This window comes from Paracidovorax valerianellae, from assembly GCF_900102625.1.
Classification (GTDB): Bacteria; Pseudomonadota; Gammaproteobacteria; order Burkholderiales; family Burkholderiaceae_C; genus Paracidovorax; species Paracidovorax valerianellae.
This window is the reverse complement of the sequence record NZ_FMZC01000004.1, coordinates 90,023-107,990: the sequence shown is the minus strand read 5'-3', so window position 1 is coordinate 107,990 and position 17,968 is coordinate 90,023. Positions and strand designations below refer to the sequence as shown.

The 17,968-nt window shown below is 66.3% G+C and carries 19 protein-coding genes; 13 read left to right on the top strand and 6 right to left on the bottom strand.

What is annotated here, in order from left to right; genetic code table 11:
* The first annotated feature begins 25 nt into the window (after window positions 1-25).
* From BLT03_RS08275 to BLT03_RS08260, 4 genes are all read left to right on the top strand, one after another.
* Window positions 26-346 carry an ArsR/SmtB family transcription factor gene (locus tag BLT03_RS08275; RefSeq protein ID WP_092742292.1) on the top strand — a complete coding sequence of 107 codons (321 nt, stop codon included), beginning with the start codon at window positions 26-28 and terminating at the stop codon, window positions 344-346.
* 5 nt (window positions 347-351) lie between these two features.
* On the top strand, window positions 352-780 hold the full coding sequence (locus BLT03_RS08270) for a YeeE/YedE family protein (RefSeq protein WP_092742289.1): 429 nt from the start codon (window positions 352-354) through the stop codon (window positions 778-780).
* Between the two features lie 22 nt (window positions 781-802).
* Window positions 803-1,225 carry a DUF6691 family protein gene (locus tag BLT03_RS08265; protein ID WP_092742286.1) on the top strand — a complete coding sequence of 141 codons (423 nt, stop codon included), beginning with the start codon at window positions 803-805 and terminating at the stop codon, window positions 1,223-1,225.
* A 162-nt stretch (window positions 1,226-1,387) separates the two neighbouring features.
* Complete coding sequence (locus tag BLT03_RS08260) at window positions 1,388-1,945, top strand: type 1 glutamine amidotransferase domain-containing protein (protein WP_092742283.1); 558 nt, start codon at window positions 1,388-1,390, stop codon at window positions 1,943-1,945.
* Between the two features lie 103 nt (window positions 1,946-2,048).
* On the opposite strand, the gene ssb is transcribed toward BLT03_RS08260, so the two are convergent.
* A complete protein-coding gene (gene ssb / locus BLT03_RS08255) occupies window positions 2,049-2,621 on the bottom strand; it encodes a single-stranded DNA-binding protein (RefSeq protein ID WP_092742280.1) in 573 nt (190 codons plus the stop codon).
* Between the two features lie 201 nt (window positions 2,622-2,822).
* On the opposite strand from ssb, the gene BLT03_RS08250 reads away from it, so the two are divergent.
* The 4 genes from BLT03_RS08250 (at window position 2,823) to BLT03_RS08235 (ending at window position 10,545) form a co-directional block, all read left to right on the top strand.
* The gene (locus BLT03_RS08250; RefSeq protein WP_092742277.1) at window positions 2,823-4,181 is read left to right on the top strand and encodes a chloride channel protein; all 1,359 of its coding nucleotides are present in this window, start codon (window positions 2,823-2,825) and stop codon (window positions 4,179-4,181) included.
* Window positions 4,182-4,224: 43 nt separating this feature from the next.
* Window positions 4,225-4,707, top strand: a complete 483-nt coding sequence (locus tag BLT03_RS08245; protein ID WP_092742275.1) for a C40 family peptidase — start codon at window positions 4,225-4,227, stop codon at window positions 4,705-4,707.
* Between the two features lie 61 nt (window positions 4,708-4,768).
* Window positions 4,769-5,908 (top strand): 3-deoxy-7-phosphoheptulonate synthase, encoded by a 1,140-nt coding sequence (locus tag BLT03_RS08240; protein ID WP_092742272.1) that lies wholly within the window; start codon window positions 4,769-4,771, stop codon window positions 5,906-5,908.
* Window positions 5,909-6,081: 173 nt separating this feature from the next.
* Window positions 6,082-10,545, top strand: coding sequence for an EAL domain-containing protein (locus BLT03_RS08235; protein ID WP_092742269.1), 4,464 nt, complete (start codon window positions 6,082-6,084; stop codon window positions 10,543-10,545).
* Between the two features lie 169 nt (window positions 10,546-10,714).
* On the opposite strand, the gene BLT03_RS23835 is transcribed toward BLT03_RS08235, so the two are convergent.
* The 3 genes from BLT03_RS23835 to BLT03_RS08225 form a co-directional block, all read right to left on the bottom strand.
* Window positions 10,715-11,455 carry a hypothetical protein gene (locus BLT03_RS23835; RefSeq protein ID WP_139160350.1) on the bottom strand — a complete coding sequence of 247 codons (741 nt, stop codon included), beginning with the start codon at window positions 11,453-11,455 and terminating at the stop codon, window positions 10,715-10,717.
* A gap of 78 nt (window positions 11,456-11,533) precedes the next feature.
* Entirely contained in the window at window positions 11,534-12,121 is a 588-nt protein-coding gene (locus BLT03_RS08230) for an acyloxyacyl hydrolase (RefSeq protein WP_092742266.1), read from the bottom strand.
* A gap of 167 nt (window positions 12,122-12,288) precedes the next feature.
* A complete protein-coding gene (locus BLT03_RS08225) occupies window positions 12,289-12,882 on the bottom strand; it encodes a Spy/CpxP family protein refolding chaperone (RefSeq protein WP_092742263.1) in 594 nt (197 codons plus the stop codon).
* Window positions 12,883-13,246: 364 nt separating this feature from the next.
* On the opposite strand from BLT03_RS08225, the gene BLT03_RS08220 reads away from it, so the two are divergent.
* The 5 genes from BLT03_RS08220 to BLT03_RS08200 all read left to right on the top strand — a co-directional run bounded on the left by BLT03_RS08220 (window position 13,247) and on the right by BLT03_RS08200 (window position 17,047).
* Window positions 13,247-14,251 (top strand): recombination-associated protein RdgC, encoded by a 1,005-nt coding sequence (locus BLT03_RS08220; protein ID WP_092742260.1) that lies wholly within the window; start codon window positions 13,247-13,249, stop codon window positions 14,249-14,251.
* A gap of 221 nt (window positions 14,252-14,472) precedes the next feature.
* The gene (locus BLT03_RS08215; RefSeq protein WP_092742257.1) at window positions 14,473-14,865 is read left to right on the top strand and encodes a DUF6152 family protein; all 393 of its coding nucleotides are present in this window, start codon (window positions 14,473-14,475) and stop codon (window positions 14,863-14,865) included.
* A gap of 6 nt (window positions 14,866-14,871) precedes the next feature.
* On the top strand, window positions 14,872-15,363 hold the full coding sequence (locus tag BLT03_RS08210) for a DUF2214 domain-containing protein (RefSeq protein WP_092742254.1): 492 nt from the start codon (window positions 14,872-14,874) through the stop codon (window positions 15,361-15,363).
* A 25-nt stretch (window positions 15,364-15,388) separates the two neighbouring features.
* On the top strand, window positions 15,389-16,642 hold the full coding sequence (locus BLT03_RS08205) for a nucleoside recognition domain-containing protein (protein ID WP_092742251.1): 1,254 nt from the start codon (window positions 15,389-15,391) through the stop codon (window positions 16,640-16,642).
* Window positions 16,643-16,669: 27 nt separating this feature from the next.
* The gene (locus BLT03_RS08200) at window positions 16,670-17,047 is read left to right on the top strand and encodes a hypothetical protein (protein ID WP_245711288.1); all 378 of its coding nucleotides are present in this window, start codon (window positions 16,670-16,672) and stop codon (window positions 17,045-17,047) included.
* Window positions 17,048-17,086: 39 nt separating this feature from the next.
* Here the strand turns inward: BLT03_RS08200 and BLT03_RS08195 are convergent, their stop codons facing one another.
* Together BLT03_RS08195 and BLT03_RS08190 are read right to left on the bottom strand one after the other, a co-directional pair.
* Window positions 17,087-17,458 (bottom strand): DUF1493 family protein, encoded by a 372-nt coding sequence (locus BLT03_RS08195; protein ID WP_092742245.1) that lies wholly within the window; start codon window positions 17,456-17,458, stop codon window positions 17,087-17,089.
* Window positions 17,452-17,880 (bottom strand): STM2901 family protein, encoded by a 429-nt coding sequence (locus BLT03_RS08190; protein WP_092742242.1) that lies wholly within the window; start codon window positions 17,878-17,880, stop codon window positions 17,452-17,454. Before BLT03_RS08190 ends, BLT03_RS08195 begins: the two co-directional genes overlap by 7 nt.
* Window positions 17,881-17,968 lie beyond the last annotated feature (88 nt).

Genomic DNA, 17,968 nt, shown 5'->3' with positions numbered 1-17,968 from the left:
CGGTTTTTTGCCGGATCTCTTCCTCATGGACCCTCGTCCCACCCCCATCGACCCCGAGCGGCTGCGCCAGGCCGCCACCCAGGCCGTATCGGCCCTCAAGGCCCTGGCCAACGAAGACCGCCTGCTGCTGCTGTGCCAGTTGTCGCAAGGCGAGCAGTGCGTGAGCGACCTGCAGGCGGCCCTCGGCATTCAGCAGCCCACGCTGTCGCAGCAACTGGGCGTCTTGCGCACGCAGGGCGTGGTGGACACCCGCCGCGAGGGCAAGAACATTTACTACCGCGTGGCCGATGCCTCGCTGCTGGACATCCTGGCAGTGCTGTACCGTCTTTACTGCCCCAAGGACTGAACCGCATGGCCATCGACTGGAACGTTTTCACCCCGGGCACCGCGCTGGCGGGCGGTGCGCTCATCGGGCTCGCGGCCGGGGGCTTTTTTCTGCTGGCAGGGCGCATCGCCGGCATCAGCGGGGTAGTGGGCGGGCTGCTGCGGCCGCGGCGCGGCGATACCGCGTGGCGCCTGGCCTTCGTGGCCGGCCTGATGGCCGCGCCGCTGGCGTATGCGCTGGCCGCACCGCTGCCCGCGGTGCACATCGACGCCAGCGCTGGCATGCTCATCGCGGCGGGGCTGCTGGTGGGCGTGGGCACGCGCTACGGCGCTGGCTGCACCAGCGGCCACGGCGTGTGCGGCCTGTCGCGGTTTTCGGGGCGATCGCTGGCCGCCACGGTGGTTTTCATGGCGGCCGGCATGGCCACCGTGTTCGTGCTGCGGCACCTCGGTTGACGCAAAGAAAAGGAGCACGTCCATGTCTCTGGTGATCGCATTCGGCGCTGGCCTGGTCTTCGGGCTGGGACTGCTCATCTCCGGCATGGCCGACCCGGCCAAGGTGCTGGGATTTCTGGACATCGCCGGGCCCTGGGACCCCTCGCTCGCGCTGGTGATGGGCGGCGCGGTGGGCGTGGCCATGGTGGCCTTCGCACTGGCGCGCCGGCGGGGCACCACGCTGCGCGGCACGCCGCTGCAGTGGCCCACTGCGCGGGGCATCGATGCGCGGCTGGTCGGCGGCGGGGTGCTGTTCGGCATCGGCTGGGGACTGGCGGGCCTGTGCCCCGGCCCGGCCCTGGTGCTGCTGGGCATGGGCGCACCGGACGCCTGGCTGTTCGCTGCGGCGATGCTGGCGGGCATGGCCGTGTTCGAGGGCATCGAGCGATGGCGCAGGCGCGACTGACCGACGGCTCGGGCATCCGACACGCGCGGCGGCTCAGGGGCTTTGGAGTGCAATGAGAAGCCTTCGGATGTGGGCCGATTTCCTGCCCCGCGATGGCGTTTGGCCGACACGCCGCCGCCGGCGCGGCCCCTAGATTGGTGGGCTTCGAAAAGGAGCCTTCCCATGAACTCTTCCGCAACGCAATCCCCATCCGCCGGTGCCCGCAAAGTGGCCATCCTCGTGACCGACGGCTTCGAGCAGGTCGAACTGACCGGTCCGCGCCAGGCCCTGCAGGACGCCGGCTTCACCACGCAGATCATCGCCCCGAAGTCCGGCCAGGTGCAGGGCTTCAACCATGACGAAAAGGCCGACACCTTCCCGGTGGACAGCACGCTCGACCAGGCCGACCCCGCCCAGTTCGACGCCGTGCTGCTGCCCGGCGGCGTGGTCAATGCCGACGCCCTGCGCACGGAGGCCAAGGCCCAGGCTTTCGTGAAAGCCATCGACCAGGCCGGCAAACCCATCGCCGTGATCTGCCATGGCGCCTGGCTGCTGGTGGACGCGGACCTCGTGCGCGGCAAGACGCTGACGAGCTGGCCCAGCCTCGCCACCGACCTGCGCAACGCGGGCGCCACCTGGGTGGACGAAACCGTGCACGTCGAGGGCCGCTGGGTCAGCAGCCGCAAGCCCGACGACATTCCGGCGTTCAATGAAAAGCTGGTGGAGACCGTGGGCGCCTGAGCGCGCAGGGTGGCGGATGCACCCAGAAAAAAAGCCCGTCTTCCTTCGAAGCCGGGCTTTGGGCGGTGTCAGCCGCCGAAGCGGCTTTTAGCCATTGGGTCTTTCAGAACGGAATGTCGTCATCCATGTCGTCGAAGCCCGAAGCCGCACGCGGGGCCTGGGCAGCAGGTGCCGGTGCCGGACGGGGCGCCGGCGCTGGAGGCCGCTGGGCGGGTGCCGGGGCAGGGCGGCGTGCCGGTGCAGGGGCAGCGCTGTTGTCGTAGCCGCCATCGTTGCCGCCACCGCCGTAGCCGCTGTCTTCATAGCCCCCACCACCGCCTTGGCCGCCCCCGCCCATGCCCTGGCGGCTGCCCAGCATCTGCATGCTGTCGGCCCGGATTTCAGTGGTGAATTTTTCCACGCCGGCCTGGTCGGTCCACTTGCGGGTGCGCAAGCTGCCTTCCACGTAGACCTGCGAGCCTTTGCGCAGGTACTGACCCACGATTTCCGCCAGGCGGCCGTTGAAGACGATGCGGTGCCACTCGGTGGATTCCTTGTTCTCACCGGTGTTCTTGTCGCGCCAGCGGTCGGTCGTGGCGATGGTGACGTTGGCGACCTGATCGCCGCTGGGGAACGTGCGCATTTCGGGATCGCGCCCGAGATTGCCCACGATGATGACTTTGTTGACGGATGCCATGGTGTGTAAGGGCCTGTAGAGAATGGTGGAAGAAAGGCACTACGGCCTGCGCAATCTGCTTTAAAAGTAAAAAACAGGCTGCGAAGAGAGGCGTCGATTGTGCCCGATTCGCCCCGGGCGCGAAGCACCCCGCGCCCAAGCCCATGCCACAATAAAAACGCCTTTTCCAACGCCCCAACGCCGGCCCCGGCCTTCCTGCCCATGCACCGCCAACCCGATTTTCTTCACAACCTGCGGCAGGAGTTCGCGGACGGCTGGCGGTGGGTCGAGCGTGCGATCGTGCTGGCCTACGCGGCCGTGGCCGGGCTTTTCGTGGTGGCCTTCACGCTCATGGCGGAATGGGCGTTCGAGCGCTTCGAGCAAGTGCTGCATTGGCAGGGCGGCTGGGCCGTGCTGCTGTGGACCCCGGCCATCACGGCGGGCATCGTGTGGGCCACGCGCCGTTTCATGCCGGGGGCCGCAGGCTCGGGCATTCCGCAGGTGATGGCAGCGCTGGAGCCGGGGCTGCAGCCCAGCCAGCGCGGCTACTTCGTCTCGCTGCGCATGTCGCTGGCCAAGATCGTGCTGGGCAGCGCGGGCTTTCTGGCCGGGCTGTCCATGGGGCGCGAAGGCCCGTCGGTACAGGTGGCGGCCGGCGTGATGCAGCACGCGCAGCGGTGGCTCGGGCCGCGCTCGGGCATCACCAGCCATGCGCTGCTGGTGGCCGGCGGGGCCGCCGGGATTGCCGCGGCGTTCAATGCGCCGCTGGCGGGCGTGGTGTTCGCCATCGAAGAGCTGTCGCGCAAGCTCGAGTCGCGCAGCAGCGGGCTCATCATCGCGGCCATCGTGCTGGCCGGGCTGATGGGCGTGTCGTTCTTCGGCAATCTGAGCTACTTCGGGGTGATCCGCGTGCCACGGCTGGGCTGGGACGCGTTGCTGCCGGGCCTGTGCGTGGCACTGGTGTGCGGCGTTCTCGGCGGCTTGTTCGCCAAGCTCATCACGGCCTCGCTCACCAATGCGCCCAGCCGGCTGAACGAGCTGCGGGCCCGGTTCCCCGTGCGGTTCGCCGCCGCGGGTGGTTTAGGGGTCGCGGTGATCGGCCTGGCCACCGGCGGCGCCACATTCGGCGCGGGCTCGGAAGCGGTCAAGCACATGCTGGCCGGGCAGGCCGATGTTCCGGCGTTCTACGTCACGCTGAAATTCATCGCCACGTGGCTCACCGCATGGTGCGGCGTGCCGGGCGGTTTCTTCGCGCCGGCGCTGTCGATCGGCGCGGGCGTGGGGCACAACGTTTCGCTGCTGGCCAGCCCCGACATCGCACCGGCACTCATCGCCATGGGCATGGCGGCTTTCCTGGCGGCGGTCACGCAGGCGCCTTTGACGGCCTTCATCATCGTGATGGAGATGGTGGACGGCCATGCAATGGTGCTCAGCCTCATGGCCTCGGCCATGCTGGCCAGCCTGGTGTCGCGCATGCTGGTGCGGCCCCTGTACGAAACGCTGGCCATGCACCTGCTGGACAAGGTCGGGGCCGCGAACCGCGCCCCTGCCGCAGAGCCGGCGGCACCGCCACCGCGCTGAGGCTTCGCGAAGGGTTTTGCAGCACATCCGTTACCCTCGGCGCATGCGCGCTTCCCTCTGCCTTGCCCTGTTGTCCACAGCCCTGGTGCTGGCCGGCTGCGGCACCACGCCCCAGCCCCGGTCTTCGCGCGGCAGCGTCCAGTATTCGCAGCTGTCGCCCGACCAATCGAGCGACATCGCCATCCATGCGCTGGGCCTGGTGGGCACGCCCTACCGCTACGGCGGCAACACGCCCGAAGGCGGATTCGACTGCAGCGGACTGATCGGCTACGTGTACAAGAGCCGCGCGGGCATCGCGCCGCCGCGCACGGTGGCGCAGCTGAACGACTTCGGGCAGCCGGTGGACGGCAGCGAACTGCGCACGGGCGACCTGGTGGTCTTCGGTTCGGGCCGGCCGACCCACGCCGGCATCTACGTGGGCGAGAACCGGTTCGTCCACGCACCTTCCACCGGCGGCGAGGTGCGGATGGACCGGCTCGATTCCCGCTACTGGTCGCGCCAGAAGACGGCGTTTCGCCGGCCCTGAGGCTCCGGACCCACGCCAGGAGCGCGCAAGCGCCGGGCCCACGCGCGCGACAATCGCTGCCATGACGCCCACCGCAACCCCCCACGTGCACCGCACCGCCACCCCGCTTTCCACCCACGACACGACGCGCATCGACGACACGCGCATCAAGGCCGTGCGGCCGCTGATCACGCCCGCGCTGCTGCAGGAGTGGCTGCCCACGCCCCCGGCCGCGCTGCAGCTCGTCGAAACCAGCCGCGCGGCGATCTCGCGGGTGCTGCACGGGCAGGACGATCGGCTGGTCGTGGTGGTGGGGCCCTGCTCTATCCACGACCATGGGCAGGCCATGGAATACGCCCGCCAGCTCAAGGAACACGCCGATGCGATGGCGCAGGACCTGCTTGTGGTCATGCGCGTGTATTTCGAAAAGCCCCGTACCACCGTGGGCTGGAAGGGTTACATCAACGACCCGCACCTGGACGGCAGCTTCGCCATCAACGAAGGGCTGGAAATGGCGCGCGCGCTGCTGCTGGACGTGCTGGCACTGGGCCTGCCGGTGGGCACGGAATTTCTCGACCTGCTCAGCCCGCAGTTCATCAGCGACCTGGTGAGCTGGGGCGCCATCGGCGCGCGCACGACCGAAAGCCAGAGCCACCGGCAACTGGCCAGCGGCCTGTCGTGCCCGGTGGGCTTCAAGAACGGCACCGACGGCGGCGTGAAGGTGGCCAGCGATGCGATCCTGGCGGCGCAGGCACCGCATGCGTTCATGGGGATGACCAAGATGGGCCAGTCGGCGATCTTCGAGACGCGGGGCAACAACGACTGCCACGTGATCCTGCGCGGCGGCAAGCAGCCCAACTACGCCGCGCCGTCGGTGGACGCCGCCTGCCAGCTGCTCCAGGCAGCTGGCCTGCGCGCGCAGGTGATGGTGGACGTCTCGCATGCCAACAGCAGCAAGCAGCACAGCCGGCAGATCGACGTGGCCGCCGACGTGGCGGGGCAGGTCGCAGGCGGCGACCTTCGCATCATGGGCGTCATGATCGAAAGCCATCTGCGGGAAGGCCGGCAGGACATCGTGGCCGGCCAGCCTCTGGCGCACGGGGTGTCGGTGACCGATGCCTGCATCAGCCTGGCGCAGACGGTGCCGGTGCTCGAGGGCCTGGCGCAAGCGGTGCGGGCCCGGCGCGCAGCGCGGCAGGCGGCGAGCCAGGCCAGGGAATAGGCCACGGGATAGGCCAGGAAGCAACACCGGCCTAGGCGGTGCCGGTGTAGCATTGCCCGTTACTATTTGTATTCATTTTTCGCCGAAGCCTTTCGACCTCGAATGTCCATGCAGGTGTTGCCGCCAACCGATCCATGCCACCGGCCGCTTGCCGGTCCACGGGCCCTCTGAGCATGCCGCTGCAGGCCGCTCCCGTGGGCAAACGCCTGGAAGCGCTGCGCTCGTGCGCTGTCCTGGACACTCCGGCGGAAGAGGCCTTCGACCAACTGGCGCGCCTGGCGGCACGCCTTTGCGGAATGCCCATGGCGGCGATCGGCTTCGTCGACCAGGGCCGTGAATGGTTCAAGGCCAGCACCGGCATCGAACTGCAATCGCTGGATTCGGCCCATCCGCTGTGCGCCCTGGCGGTGGACGGCCGCGTGGTGCAGGTGCCGGACACACATGCGCATGCCTCGCTGCGCCGCCACCCGCTGGTCATTGCGGGCCCCCGGGTGCGCTCCGTGGTCTGCATGCCGCTGGTGACGGCTGAAAAATGGGTGCTGGGCGCCGTGGTGGTGATGTCCACCAAACCCGGCACGCTGCAGCCGCCCCAGCTCGAATCGCTGCGCGCGGTGGCCGGGCAGGCCGTGGCCCTGCTGGAGTTGCGCCGCAGCCAGCGCAACCAGGCGCGCATGGCCACCGAACGGGCCGCCAGCGACGAGCGCTTCAACCTCGTGGCGCGCGCCACGGCCGATGCGATCTGGGACTGGAACCTGAACGACGACTCCATGTGGTGGAACGAGGGCATGCAGACGCTGTTCGGCGTGCCCATGCAGACGCTGCCGCACGACAGCACCTCGTGGACGCTGCGCCTGCACCCCGAAGACAGCGACGCGGTGCTGGAAAGCATTCATGCCGCCATCGAAGGTTCGGCCAAGCACTGGAGCGAGGAATACCGCTTTCGCCGCTACGACGGCAGCTACGCCTGGGTGCAGGACCGCGGCTTCGTGATCCGCAACGCCGAGGGCCGCGCCATCCGAATGGTGGGCGGCATGACCGACATCAGTTCGCAAAAGGACAGCGCGCTGCAGGCGCTGGACGAGGCCCGCACCCACGCCGAACTGGTGCGCGTGCAGCAACAGATTTCATCGCTCGAACTGTCCATGGACGAGGTGCTCCAGCTCGTGGCCCGCACCGCGATGGAGCTGGCCGATGCCGGCGGCGCCATGGTGGTGATGCGCGAGGGCGACCAGGCCCGCGTGCAGGCGAGCATCGGCATGCGGGCGGTTCCGGTGAACGACGTGCGCGCGATCGAAGGGTACGAGCTGTGGCTGCGCATCGATGCCGGAGAGACGGTGTGCAGCCAGCCGGCCGTTCCCCAGGCCACCGCATCGCTCGCGATTTTCGAGCCGGGACCGGTGGCTTTCATCGCGGCGCCGGTACGGGCGGGCGACGCGGTGGTGGGCATGCTCAAGGTGAACGGCGACCCGCTGGGCTCGTTTTCGCAGCGCCACGTGGCGCACGTGCAGATCCTGGCCGAATCGCTGGGCGCGGTGGTGCAGTTGCGGCGCTACGCCTCGCAGCTGCATGCGTCCGAGCAGCAGTACCGGCTTTTGTTCGACGCGCATCCCCAGCCCATGTGGGTCTATGAGCTGCGCACGCTGCGCATCCTTGCCGTCAACCGGGCCATGGTTCGCCATTACGGGTACAGCGAAGCCGAACTGCTGTGCATGACCACGCCCTCCCTCTGGCCCGAAGAGGAGCGGGCAGAGCGCGCCGCGCAGGCGCGGGTCATTGCCCCCGATGCCCACAGCGACGGCGTGCACCGCCGGCACCGCAAGAAGGACGGCACGGTGATCGACACCGAGGTCTATGCGGGCGGCATCGAATTCAACGGCGTGCCAGCGCGGCAGGTGCTGGCCACCGACGTCACCCAGCGCATGCGCGTGGAGCGCGAACTGGCGCGCGTGGGCAGCATCCAGCGGCTGTTGGCGGCCTGCAACGAATCGTTGGTACGCGCCACCTCCGAGGCCGACCTGCTGCGCGAGGTGTGCCGCATCGCCACCGACGTGGGCGGCTACCGCATGGCCTGGGTCGGGATGGTGCGTGACGACGCGCGCCAGAGCATCGAGCCCGTGGCCTGGGGCGGACACAACAGCGAACGCTATGTCGAAAGAATGCACCTGAGCTGGTCGGCCGACCAGCCGGGTGGCCAAGGGCCGGCCGGGCTGGCGGTGCGCAGCGGCCGCCCGGTGATCGTGCGCGACATCCGGCTCGACCCGCTGTTCACCCTCTGGGCCGAGCGCATGCTGCGCCAGGGCCTTCACTCGGTGATCAGCCTGCCGCTGCGCAATGCCGAGCGCTCTTTCGGCCTGCTGTACCTCTACCCGCCGCATGTGCTGGAGATCGGCGCCGAAGAAACCGAGTTGCTGCAGCAACTGGCCAACGACCTCGCCTTCGGCATCGAAAGCCTGCGCACCCGCCAGGACCAGCAGCGGCTGCAAAGCGTGGTGCTCAAGGCGGCCGCGGCCATCTCGGCCAGCACCGGAACCGAATTCTTCAAGCAGCTGGCGAGCAACATGGCCGATGCCCTCGGGGCCCAGGCGGGCTGCGTGACGCGGCTGCTGCCGACGGTGGAGGGGCAGGCGCCTCGCGCGGTCACGCTGTCGCGCGTGCAGGACGGCGTCGTTCAGCCCAATGCCGAATATTCGCTGGAAGGCACGCCGAGCCTGCGGCTTGCGACCGAGGCGGAATACGTCGTCACGACGGGGGTCTCCGAGATGTACCCGCGCTCGCCCATCGCGGCGCTGGGAGCGCAGAGCTACGTGGGCCAGCAGTTGCGCGATGCCGAAGGGCGGCCGATCGGGCTGATCTTCGTGATCTTTCGCGAACCGCTGGAGCGGCCGGCCCTGGTTTCCTCGACCTTGCGCATCTTCGCGGCCCGCGCCACGGCCGAAATGGCCCGCCAGGCCTCGGACGCGCACATCCGGCGCCAGGCCTCGCTGCTGGACAAGGCCCGCGACGCGATCATCGTGCGCGACCTGGAGCACCGCATCACCTTCTGGAACCAGGGCGCGGAGCGCATGTACGGCTGGTCGCAGGAACAGGTGCTGGGCCGCACCATCGACATGCTGCTCTACCAGAACGCCGCCGAATTCCTGCGCGCCACCGAGACGACGCTGGAGCAGGGCGAGTGGACGGGCGAGATCGTGCAGTTCCACCAGGACGGGCATGCGATCGACGTGGAAGGCCGCTGGACCCTGGTGCGCGACGAAAGCGGCCAGGCCGAATCCATCCTGGCCATCCACACCGACATCGGACACCGCAAGGCCACCGAGCGCGAGATCCAGCGCCTGGCGTTCTTCGACTCGCTCACCGGCCTGCCCAACCGCATGCTGCTCATGGACCGCATGCACCAGGCGCTGGCCACGGCCCAGCGGCGCCGGCAGGGCGGGGCGCTGCTGTTCATCGACCTGGACAACTTCAAGACGCTGAACGACACGCTCGGCCACGACAAGGGCGACCTGCTGCTGCAGCAGGTGGCGCAGCGCCTGAACACCTGCGTGCGCACCGTGGACACGGTGGCCCGGCTGGGCGGGGACGAATTCGTGGTGATGATCGAGGCGCTCAGCCCCCGGCCCGACGAGCTGGCCCTGAGCGCACGGGTGGTGGGTGAGAAGATCCTTTCGGTGCTGAGCGCCCCCTATGCCCTGGAAGGCTACCAATACCGCAGCACGCCCAGCATCGGCGTGGCGCCTTTCACCGACGGCCAGTCCACCGTGGGCGAACTGCTCAAGCAGGCGGACCTGGCCATGTACCAGGCCAAGACCGCCGGGCGCAACACGCTGCGGTTTTTCGACCCCGGCATGCAGGCCGTGGTGACGGCCAGGGCCGAGCTGGAAGACGACCTGCGCGCCGCGCTCGCCAAGGAAGAGTTCCTGCTGCACTACCAGCCGCAGGTGGACACGCTGAACCGCGTGGTCGGCGTGGAAGCGCTGGTGCGCTGGCCCCACCCCAAGCGCGGCATGGTGCCGCCAAGCGACTTCATCCCGCTGGCCGAGGAAACCGGCCTGGTGCTGGCCCTGGGCCGCTGGGTGTTGCACACCGCCTGCACCCTGCTGGCCAGCTGGCAGGACGAACCATCGCTGTCCCACCTCACCATGGCGGTGAACGTGAGCTCGCGCCAGTTCCACCATGCCGGGTTCGTGGACGACGTGGTGCGGGCCCTGGTGTTCACCGGCGCGCCGGCCGACCAGCTCAAGCTGGAGCTGACCGAAAGCCTCTTCGTGGAAGACATGGAAACGACCATCGCCACGATGTCCGCCCTGCGCGCCCACGGCGTGGGTTTCTCGCTGGACGACTTCGGCACCGGCTATTCCTCCCTGAGCTACCTCAAGCGCATGCCGTTGGACCAGCTCAAGATCGACCAGAGCTTCGTACGCGATCTGCTCAGCGATCCCAACGACGCGGCGATCGTTGACACCATCATTGCGCTTTCGCGCAGCCTCGGCCTGGACGTGATCGCCGAAGGCGTCGAGACCGGCGCACAGCGCAACCGCCTCGCGCAGGCGGGCTGCCAGCTGTACCAAGGCTACTTTTTCAGCCGCCCCCTGCCGGCGGACGTGCTCGAACGGTTTCTGCGGCAAGCGCCGAACTAAGAGCCCCGTTGAGGGCAAAGGCCACAGGCAAGCCCCTGCCGGGCGGCTGAGCGCGGTCTGCGCTCTGGGTCAACCCCCACCCCCTGCCAAACCTGTTGGGCGGCTTCCTGCTCTGCCAATCCTCTCCTCCGAATGCCGACGCCCCTGGCTGTGCTTCCGCCCGGCTGTTTTACTGTCTTCTCCTTAATGTCTTTATCAATACATAGTCGTAGTAGTAAGCACGGCTGTTTTTTGTGGATAACTGGTTTTTCCCTTGTCGGATCAAGGCACTTGCGTTGCCGTGAACCATGTGGGCGGAACCCCGGTCCCGCTGTCGCGGCGACGGGGACAAAACCTGCGATGCGTGTTTCGCTGTGGACAAGTGGCCAGTTGTGCCGGAAATATCCCCAGGGTTGTTCATCGGATGGCGTTTTTCCAAGCGCTTCAGGGCCAAACCGGCTGCCAAGCCGCGAACCGTCTTGCCGAACGAGCCAGTGCTTCGTGATGCTTTTGCCAACAAGGCGCCACAAATTCCTTTTTGAGCGAGCGGCGATCCGGCGCTTGCTTGGCCGTGTCCATTTTTGTGCCCCCCAAAAACGTCCCATCCAGCCCTGTCCACGGCTCCAAAACCCAGCGCGGCGGATGTTCCTGTTATTCCATTAAAGGTTCTATAAATACATAGCAGTAGTAGTAGAGCAGCCCCTTTTCTGTGGACAAGGGAGATTTCCTCAATGCTGCCAAGCACTTGGGTGCCGTCAAACCCTGTGGCGCTGGCCGGGTGAACTGGCACGCCGGGCGACAACAACTTCGGCAGTTCGGATTTCGCTGTGGATAACCCATGGGTTGTGCTTTTGATGTCCCCAGGCTTATCCACAGTGCCCGGTCGACGGTCTGAAATTGGGCTTTCTTTCTGCTTCTTCGCATCGCGCAAGAAAAAGGGCCCCGAAGGGCCCTTGGTGTTTTCACTCCCTGCGCCGGCAGGCTGCAGGGAGGAGCGAGTTCACACCCCTCAGAAGTGGTACGCGTAGCGCAACTGCACGAAGTTTTCGCCCGGGTTGGGCTTCTTGATGCCGGCGTTGGACAGATGCTGCACCCGCACCATGATCTCGTGCTCGCGCTGCGCACCCAGGCTGTAGCCCACGCCCAGGTGGGAGCCGAAGTTGTACCGGGTGCTGAATTCCTTGTCGGGGATGTGGTACTTGCTGTCCGCGTAGGTGATGCCCACGCCGCCTTCCCAGAACCAATTGGCACGGCCGTTGTCCGGGCGCATGCGGAAGGTGGGGGTGAAACCGATCAAGGTGATGTTGCCCGGGCCGTCCACGCCATTGAACGACCAGCGGCTCGCATAGATGTCCCAATAGCCCCGGACCTCGTTGCCCCAGAAGGCGCCCTGCCAGTCCCAGGGCAGGGTCACGCCGACGGTGGCCGTGTCGGTCTGGTGGCGGGCCCAGCCGCCTTGCACATAGACGGAAGGGCTGATGCCCGATGGTGCGGTTTGCGCCTGGACGGTGCCCGTTGCGGCCACGCAGGCCAGGGCCACGAAAAAAGCGTTTCCGCGCAGCAAGGCGCGGAAACGCAGGAGTGGGTTGATCGGCATAGAAATCCCTCGAATGGATGACTGTTAGGTCTGCACAAAGTGTGTAACCCACTGTATGTGCTCCTCCGGGGGTGCGCTGTAGGCAGCCGCCTCAACCGCGCGGGGCGGTCGGGAACTGCCTGCGCACGGTGCACAGGTCGCCAGACTGTGCACCGCTTTGCCGTCGGTTACTGAGGCGCCGGTGCAGGGGCCGTGGGTGCTGCAGGAGCGGAAGGGCGCTCGCCGCGCGGCCCGCCGTGGCGGCCATGCTTGCCGGGTTCGCCGTCCTTGGGGCCGCCCATGCCGGGGTGGTGGCGGTGCATGCGGCGGCTTTCCTCGTCGAACGTCTTTTGCTGCGCTGGCGTCAGCGCGGCATAGAACGCCTTGGTGGCTTCGCCGCGGCGGTCGGCTTCGGCACTGTGCTGGGCGCGCATGGCGCGCATGCGGTCGATGCGCTCAGGCGTGGTCAGCTGGTCCAGGCCCTTGGGGTCCAGGCGTGCGCCGCGCTCTGGCGGTTGCATCGCGGCCTTGAAGGTTTCCCAGGCGGGTTGCTGGGCCGGCGTGAGTTGCAGTTTCTGCTGCAGTGCATTGGCGCGCTGTTCCATGCGGGCCTGGCGCTGTTCGGGGCTGGGCATGCGGTGGCGCGGGCCCTCTTGCGACTGGCCGGCCGCGGGGGGTGCGGAAGGCGCAGGGGTTTGTGCGAAGGCGGGTGCGGCCAGGGCGGCCAGCAGGGCGGTGGCGGCGGCAGCGCCGGCGATGCGTCGTTGGAAGAAGATAGCCATGGTGGTTCCTTTCTTGCCCCAGGGGGCGAGTGGGTCCGCCGCAACGCCCGTTGCAGCGGTTGATGGCTAGTCTCTCCCCGCCGTGTATCGCCGGCGTGAGGGGTTCATGTGGCTGTGTAAAGTTGTGACAAGGGTTGGTTGACCGGGCAGGGCAGTTCAGGCACCGAATGGCCCGCTACCGCCGTATTGATTGCGCAGGCAGCTATTAAAAAAATAGCAAACCAGAAAAAATGCTGTTTTGTCCCTTGCATCCGGCCGGGGTGCGGCCGACCGCACCGCCGACAATGGCGGCCCCGCTGCACCGCGCCGCCTGCGCAGCTTGCGGCGAAGGGTTGCCAATGAACGTCAGAGCTGAAGGATTTCCGTGTTCAAGAACATGATCGTGTACCGCATCGCGCCGCAATGGCAGGTGGACCTGTCGCAGGTCGAAGAGGCGCTGGCCAAGACGCCGTTCGTGGAGTGCGGCGCCACGCAGGAAAAATCGCTGGGCTGGGTCCCGCCGCGCGGCGATGCGCATGGCCTGATGGCCGAATCCGTGGGCGGGCAATGGGTGCTGCGCTTCATGGTCGAGTCCAAGATGCTTCCGGGCTCGGTGCTCAACCGCAAGGTCAAGGAAAAGGCCGCGCGCATCGAGCAGGAAACCGGCCGCAAGCCCGGCAAGAAGGAATCGAAAGAGCTGAAGGACGAAGCCAAGCTCGATCTGCTGCCCATGGCTTTCACCAAGCAGGGATCGATGTGGGTGTGGATCGACCCGCAGGCCCACTGGCTGGTGCTGGACACCAGCAGTCAGTCGCGCGCCGATGAGGTCGTCACCCTGCTGGTGGAGGCGCTGCCCGGCCTGTCGGTGGCGCTGCTCGATACGCAGACCTCGCCCCAGGCCGCCATGTCGCATTGGCTCAGCACGCAGGAACCGCCCGTGGGGTTCAGCGTGGACCGCGAGTGCGAACTCAAGAGCGCCGACGAGGCCAAGGCCGTGGTGCGCTATGCCCGCCATCCGCTGGACATTGACGAGGTGCGCGAGCACATCGCCGCCGGCAAGCTGCCCACCAAGCTCGCGATGACCTGGGACGACCGCGTCTCGTTCCTGCTGAGCGAGGGCCTGCAGGTGCGCAAGATCGCTTTCCTCGACACCGTGTTCGAAGGCACCAAGGCCGACGACGGCGGCTTCGACACCGATGTGGCCATCGCCACGGGCGAATTAGCGAAGCTGATTCCCGACCTGATCGAAGCGCTGGGGGGCGAAGGCCGCACCGAACTGGGCGGCACGCCTGCCGCGGCACCGGCGGCCGACGCTTCTGCGCCCGCACCTTCCGACCGCCCTGCGGCCGTGGCGGCCAACGGGGCCGAGGACGACGACGCGCCGTTCTGACCCATCGGCCTGTGGGCAAAACGAACCCGCATTGCCGTAGGGCCATCGTTTGGCGACAGGGCCCGCTGCGTGCACGATGGTTACCGCTGACGGGCTTGGTGTGGCGGTCCACGCATCGCGCTGTCCTCGATACTGTCCCCGTTACCCGCCCGGCCGGCCTGGACCGATGGCCGACCGGCGCATTCCGCCGACCCGTGAAAACCGTTGCCTGGAGGTATTCGATGACCGTCATCACCCGTTCCGTTGTCAGCAGCGCCATCGCCGTTGTCGCCCTGTTCGCCGGCCCCGCGCAGGCGCACCACGGCTGGTCGTGGGCCGAGGAAGCCCAGTCCGAACTCGCGGGCACCGTGCAGCGCGTGCAAATGGCGCCGCCCCACCCGACGCTGGAGGTGAAAACCGCCGAGGGCACCGTCTGGCGCGTCGAGCTGGGCAATCCGTCGCAGACCGAGCGCTCCGGCTTCAACGAAGCGTCTGCCAAGCCGGGCGATGCCATCACCGCCACCGGCAACCGCGATCGGGACGCATCCCAGCGGCGCATGAAGGCCGTGCAGATCCAGGTCGGCGGCAAGACCTACGACCTCTACCCCGAGCGCATCCAGAAACCCAAAAACTGAGAGCGCATGGATCTCGCTGGGCTCGCGCCCCTGCTGGACGCCCTGGCCGCATCGGCTCCCGCAGCGTGGCTGCGGCGCTCCGGCACGGCCTACCTGGTGGTCAATGCGTCGCACATCGCCGCCCTCGGCCTGGGCGTGGGCGCGGCGTTGCTGCTGGACCTGCGCCTGTGGGGAATCATCGGGCGGCGCATTCCGCTCGCGCTGCTTGGCCCGTTCCTGTCGCGCGCGGCGGCGGCCGGGCTCGCGCTGGCCCTGGCCACCGGGCTGTGGCTCTTCGCCACCCGGCCGGGTGACTACCTGGCCAACCCGGCCTTTCTGGTGAAGGTCGGCCTGATCGCCTTCGCGCTGGTCAACGCACTGTCGCTGCACGCCGGCGGCCACTGGGACCGCGCCCTGCGCGAGGGGCATGCCGGCGGCCTCGTGCGCGCGCAGGCCGCGGTGTCGCTCACGCTGTGGCTGGGCGCCGTGCTGGCCGGGCGCTGGATCGGATTCTTGTAGCACCCCTGCGGCTACCATCCCGTCCATGGCGCTCAACTGGGTCTGGATCGGGTTCTTCACCGTGGCCTTCGCCACGGCGGTGGTGCGCTGGCTGCTGGGGGCGGACGGCATCTTCCAGGCCCTGCTGGCGGCGCTGTTCGACGCAGCCCGCTCGGGCTTCGAGATATCGCTGGGCCTGGCCGGCGTGATGGCGCTGTGGCTGGGCCTGCTGCGCGTGGGCGAGCGCGCCGGCATGATCGAGCTGCTCGCCCGGGCGGCTGCCCCACTGCTGCGGCGGCTCTTTCCCGGCGTGCCCGACGGCCACCCGGCGCAGGGCGCGATGACGATGAACCTCTCGGCCAACCTGCTGGGCCTGGACAACGCTGCCACGCCGCTCGGCCTGACCGCCATGCGCGAGTTGCAGACGCTCAACACCGGCCAGCCCGACACCGCCAGCAACGCACAGATCATGTTCGTGGTGCTGAACACCGCCGGCCTCACGCTCATTCCCACCTCGGTCATCGCCATCCGCCAGAGCCTGGCACTCAAGCAGGGCCTGGGCGCGGGCTTCAACGCGGCGGACATCTTCCTGCCCACGCTGCTGGTCACCTTCGCCTCGCTCCTGGCGGGCCTGCTGGCCGTGGCCGTGTGCCAGCGCCTGCCCCTGTGGCGCGGGCGCTTCCTGCTGCCTCTGCTGGCCGTGGCGGGCTTACTGGCGGCAGCGGTCGCGGCACTGGCCCGGCTGCCGGCCGACCAGGCCGCGCGCGTGGCCGGCACCACGGGGGCGGCCGTCATCCTGAGCGTGGTCATGCTGTTCATCGTGGCCGGCGCCGTGCGGCGGATCAACGTGTACGACGCCTTCATCGAAGGCGCCAAGGAAGGCTTCGGGGTGGCGGTGCAGATCGTGCCCTACCTCATCGCCATCCTCGCGGCCATCGGCATGTTCCGCGCGGCCGGCTGCATGGACGCGCTGCTGGGCGCCATCGGCGCGGGCGTCGCCGCCATGGGCTGGGATACCGATTTTTTGCCCGCCTTGCCCGTCGGGCTGATGAAGGTGCTCTCGGGCGCCGGCGCACGGGGCTTGATGATCGACGTCATGCAGACGCACGGCGTGGATTCCTTCGCCGGCCGCCTGGCCGCCATCGTGCAGGGATCGACCGAAACCACCTTCTACGTGCTGGCGGTGTACTTCGGCAGCGTGGGGATTCGTCATGCGCGCCATGCGCTGGCGTGTGCGCTGGTGGCGGATGCGGTGGGCTTGGCGGCAGCGATCGGGGTGGGGTACGCGATGCTGCGTTGATCGATGGAAATAAAAGGGAGATTAATAGTGAAAATATATATCGATAAAATGTTGTTTTGTTTTATTTTGCTGCTTAGTTCACCGAAATCTTTTTCAGGGGAAAATTGGCAGTTCAAATACAAACCATTTGATGCTGCCTATGAGTTGTATTCAGGCGAACTGAGCGACCCTCAACCAGCGAAAAATGAAGACTCTAGCATTTCGGTGAAAATAGAAAAAGAAGCAGCCAAACGTATATTTGACCAGATGGGACGCGATACTCCTAATGTGTGCCCGTCGGAACATGGAGAAAGGATGCGTAGAAAAAATGACTTGATCTGCTATAAGAACAAACCCGAAAAATATACCTGTTATATGGGATTTGATTTGAAATCAGGCAAAAGTAAAATTGGGGCTATTTGTTGATAAATTATTCCCAGCTGTTAATAATTTGCGCAATGAAATTCAAAAATATTTGCGTGTTTCATGCGCCTTTTGGAGCCGCTGTGCGTCCCAATTTCCCTCGCGCGCGGCGATAAAGAGCATGCCTAATGTGATAGGCAGGGTTGGTGCGGGCTTTTTGAAAATGGAAAGCAACCACAGACCTTCCGATCCGAAGTAGTCCGAAGACCGATAATCGCCCTTGTCGACGTTGAATTTTGAAGCAAAAGTTTCCATGAACTGAAACGCATCGTCACCTGTGAGGCCCATGTCTTTGACCAAATCGGTATCTGGCGTGTAATCGATTTTTTTACCCAGTTGCCTCAATCCCACTGTATCGACAGTCGACGCAAGCTGAACCAGATCTTTCCAGAGTTCTGAAGTGGCGATTACCATAGGCGGTCTTCTTTCATTGCAATGGAGTTGTAAACAGTGATGGACTTGTTGATGATCTGAAAAACATCGTAGGCCAATACAGTCCAGCCAACGCCAGGCACCAATCTTCCGACAAAGGCACCAAGGCTTCTTGTGAATGTAATCTTGAGAGTTCTTAAACTGGCGCCGGTAATGGTCGGCAAAGCAAAAGGCATTCGCTGCTGAAGCATTTTTCTCGATACAACCGATGCAATCGACGTTCCTTTGGTCGCGCCTCCGAATTTACCGCGGGTTGGCAAAAACGGTTGTCCTGAAAGGACCGCTGCTGCTGCCGCAATATCAGCCCCGCCCAATTGATCCAGCGTCTGATCAATGGCGATCCAGAGAAACAGTTCTTCCGGAGGAAGATTGGTGAGATCGTGATAGTTATAGGTATTTGGCAAACCGACTCCCTTTGTTTGATAGGCTGACCAGCAAGTGACTGATTAATTTCCGAATATATATAAACCTTCCGCAACTTTGAATCCCATC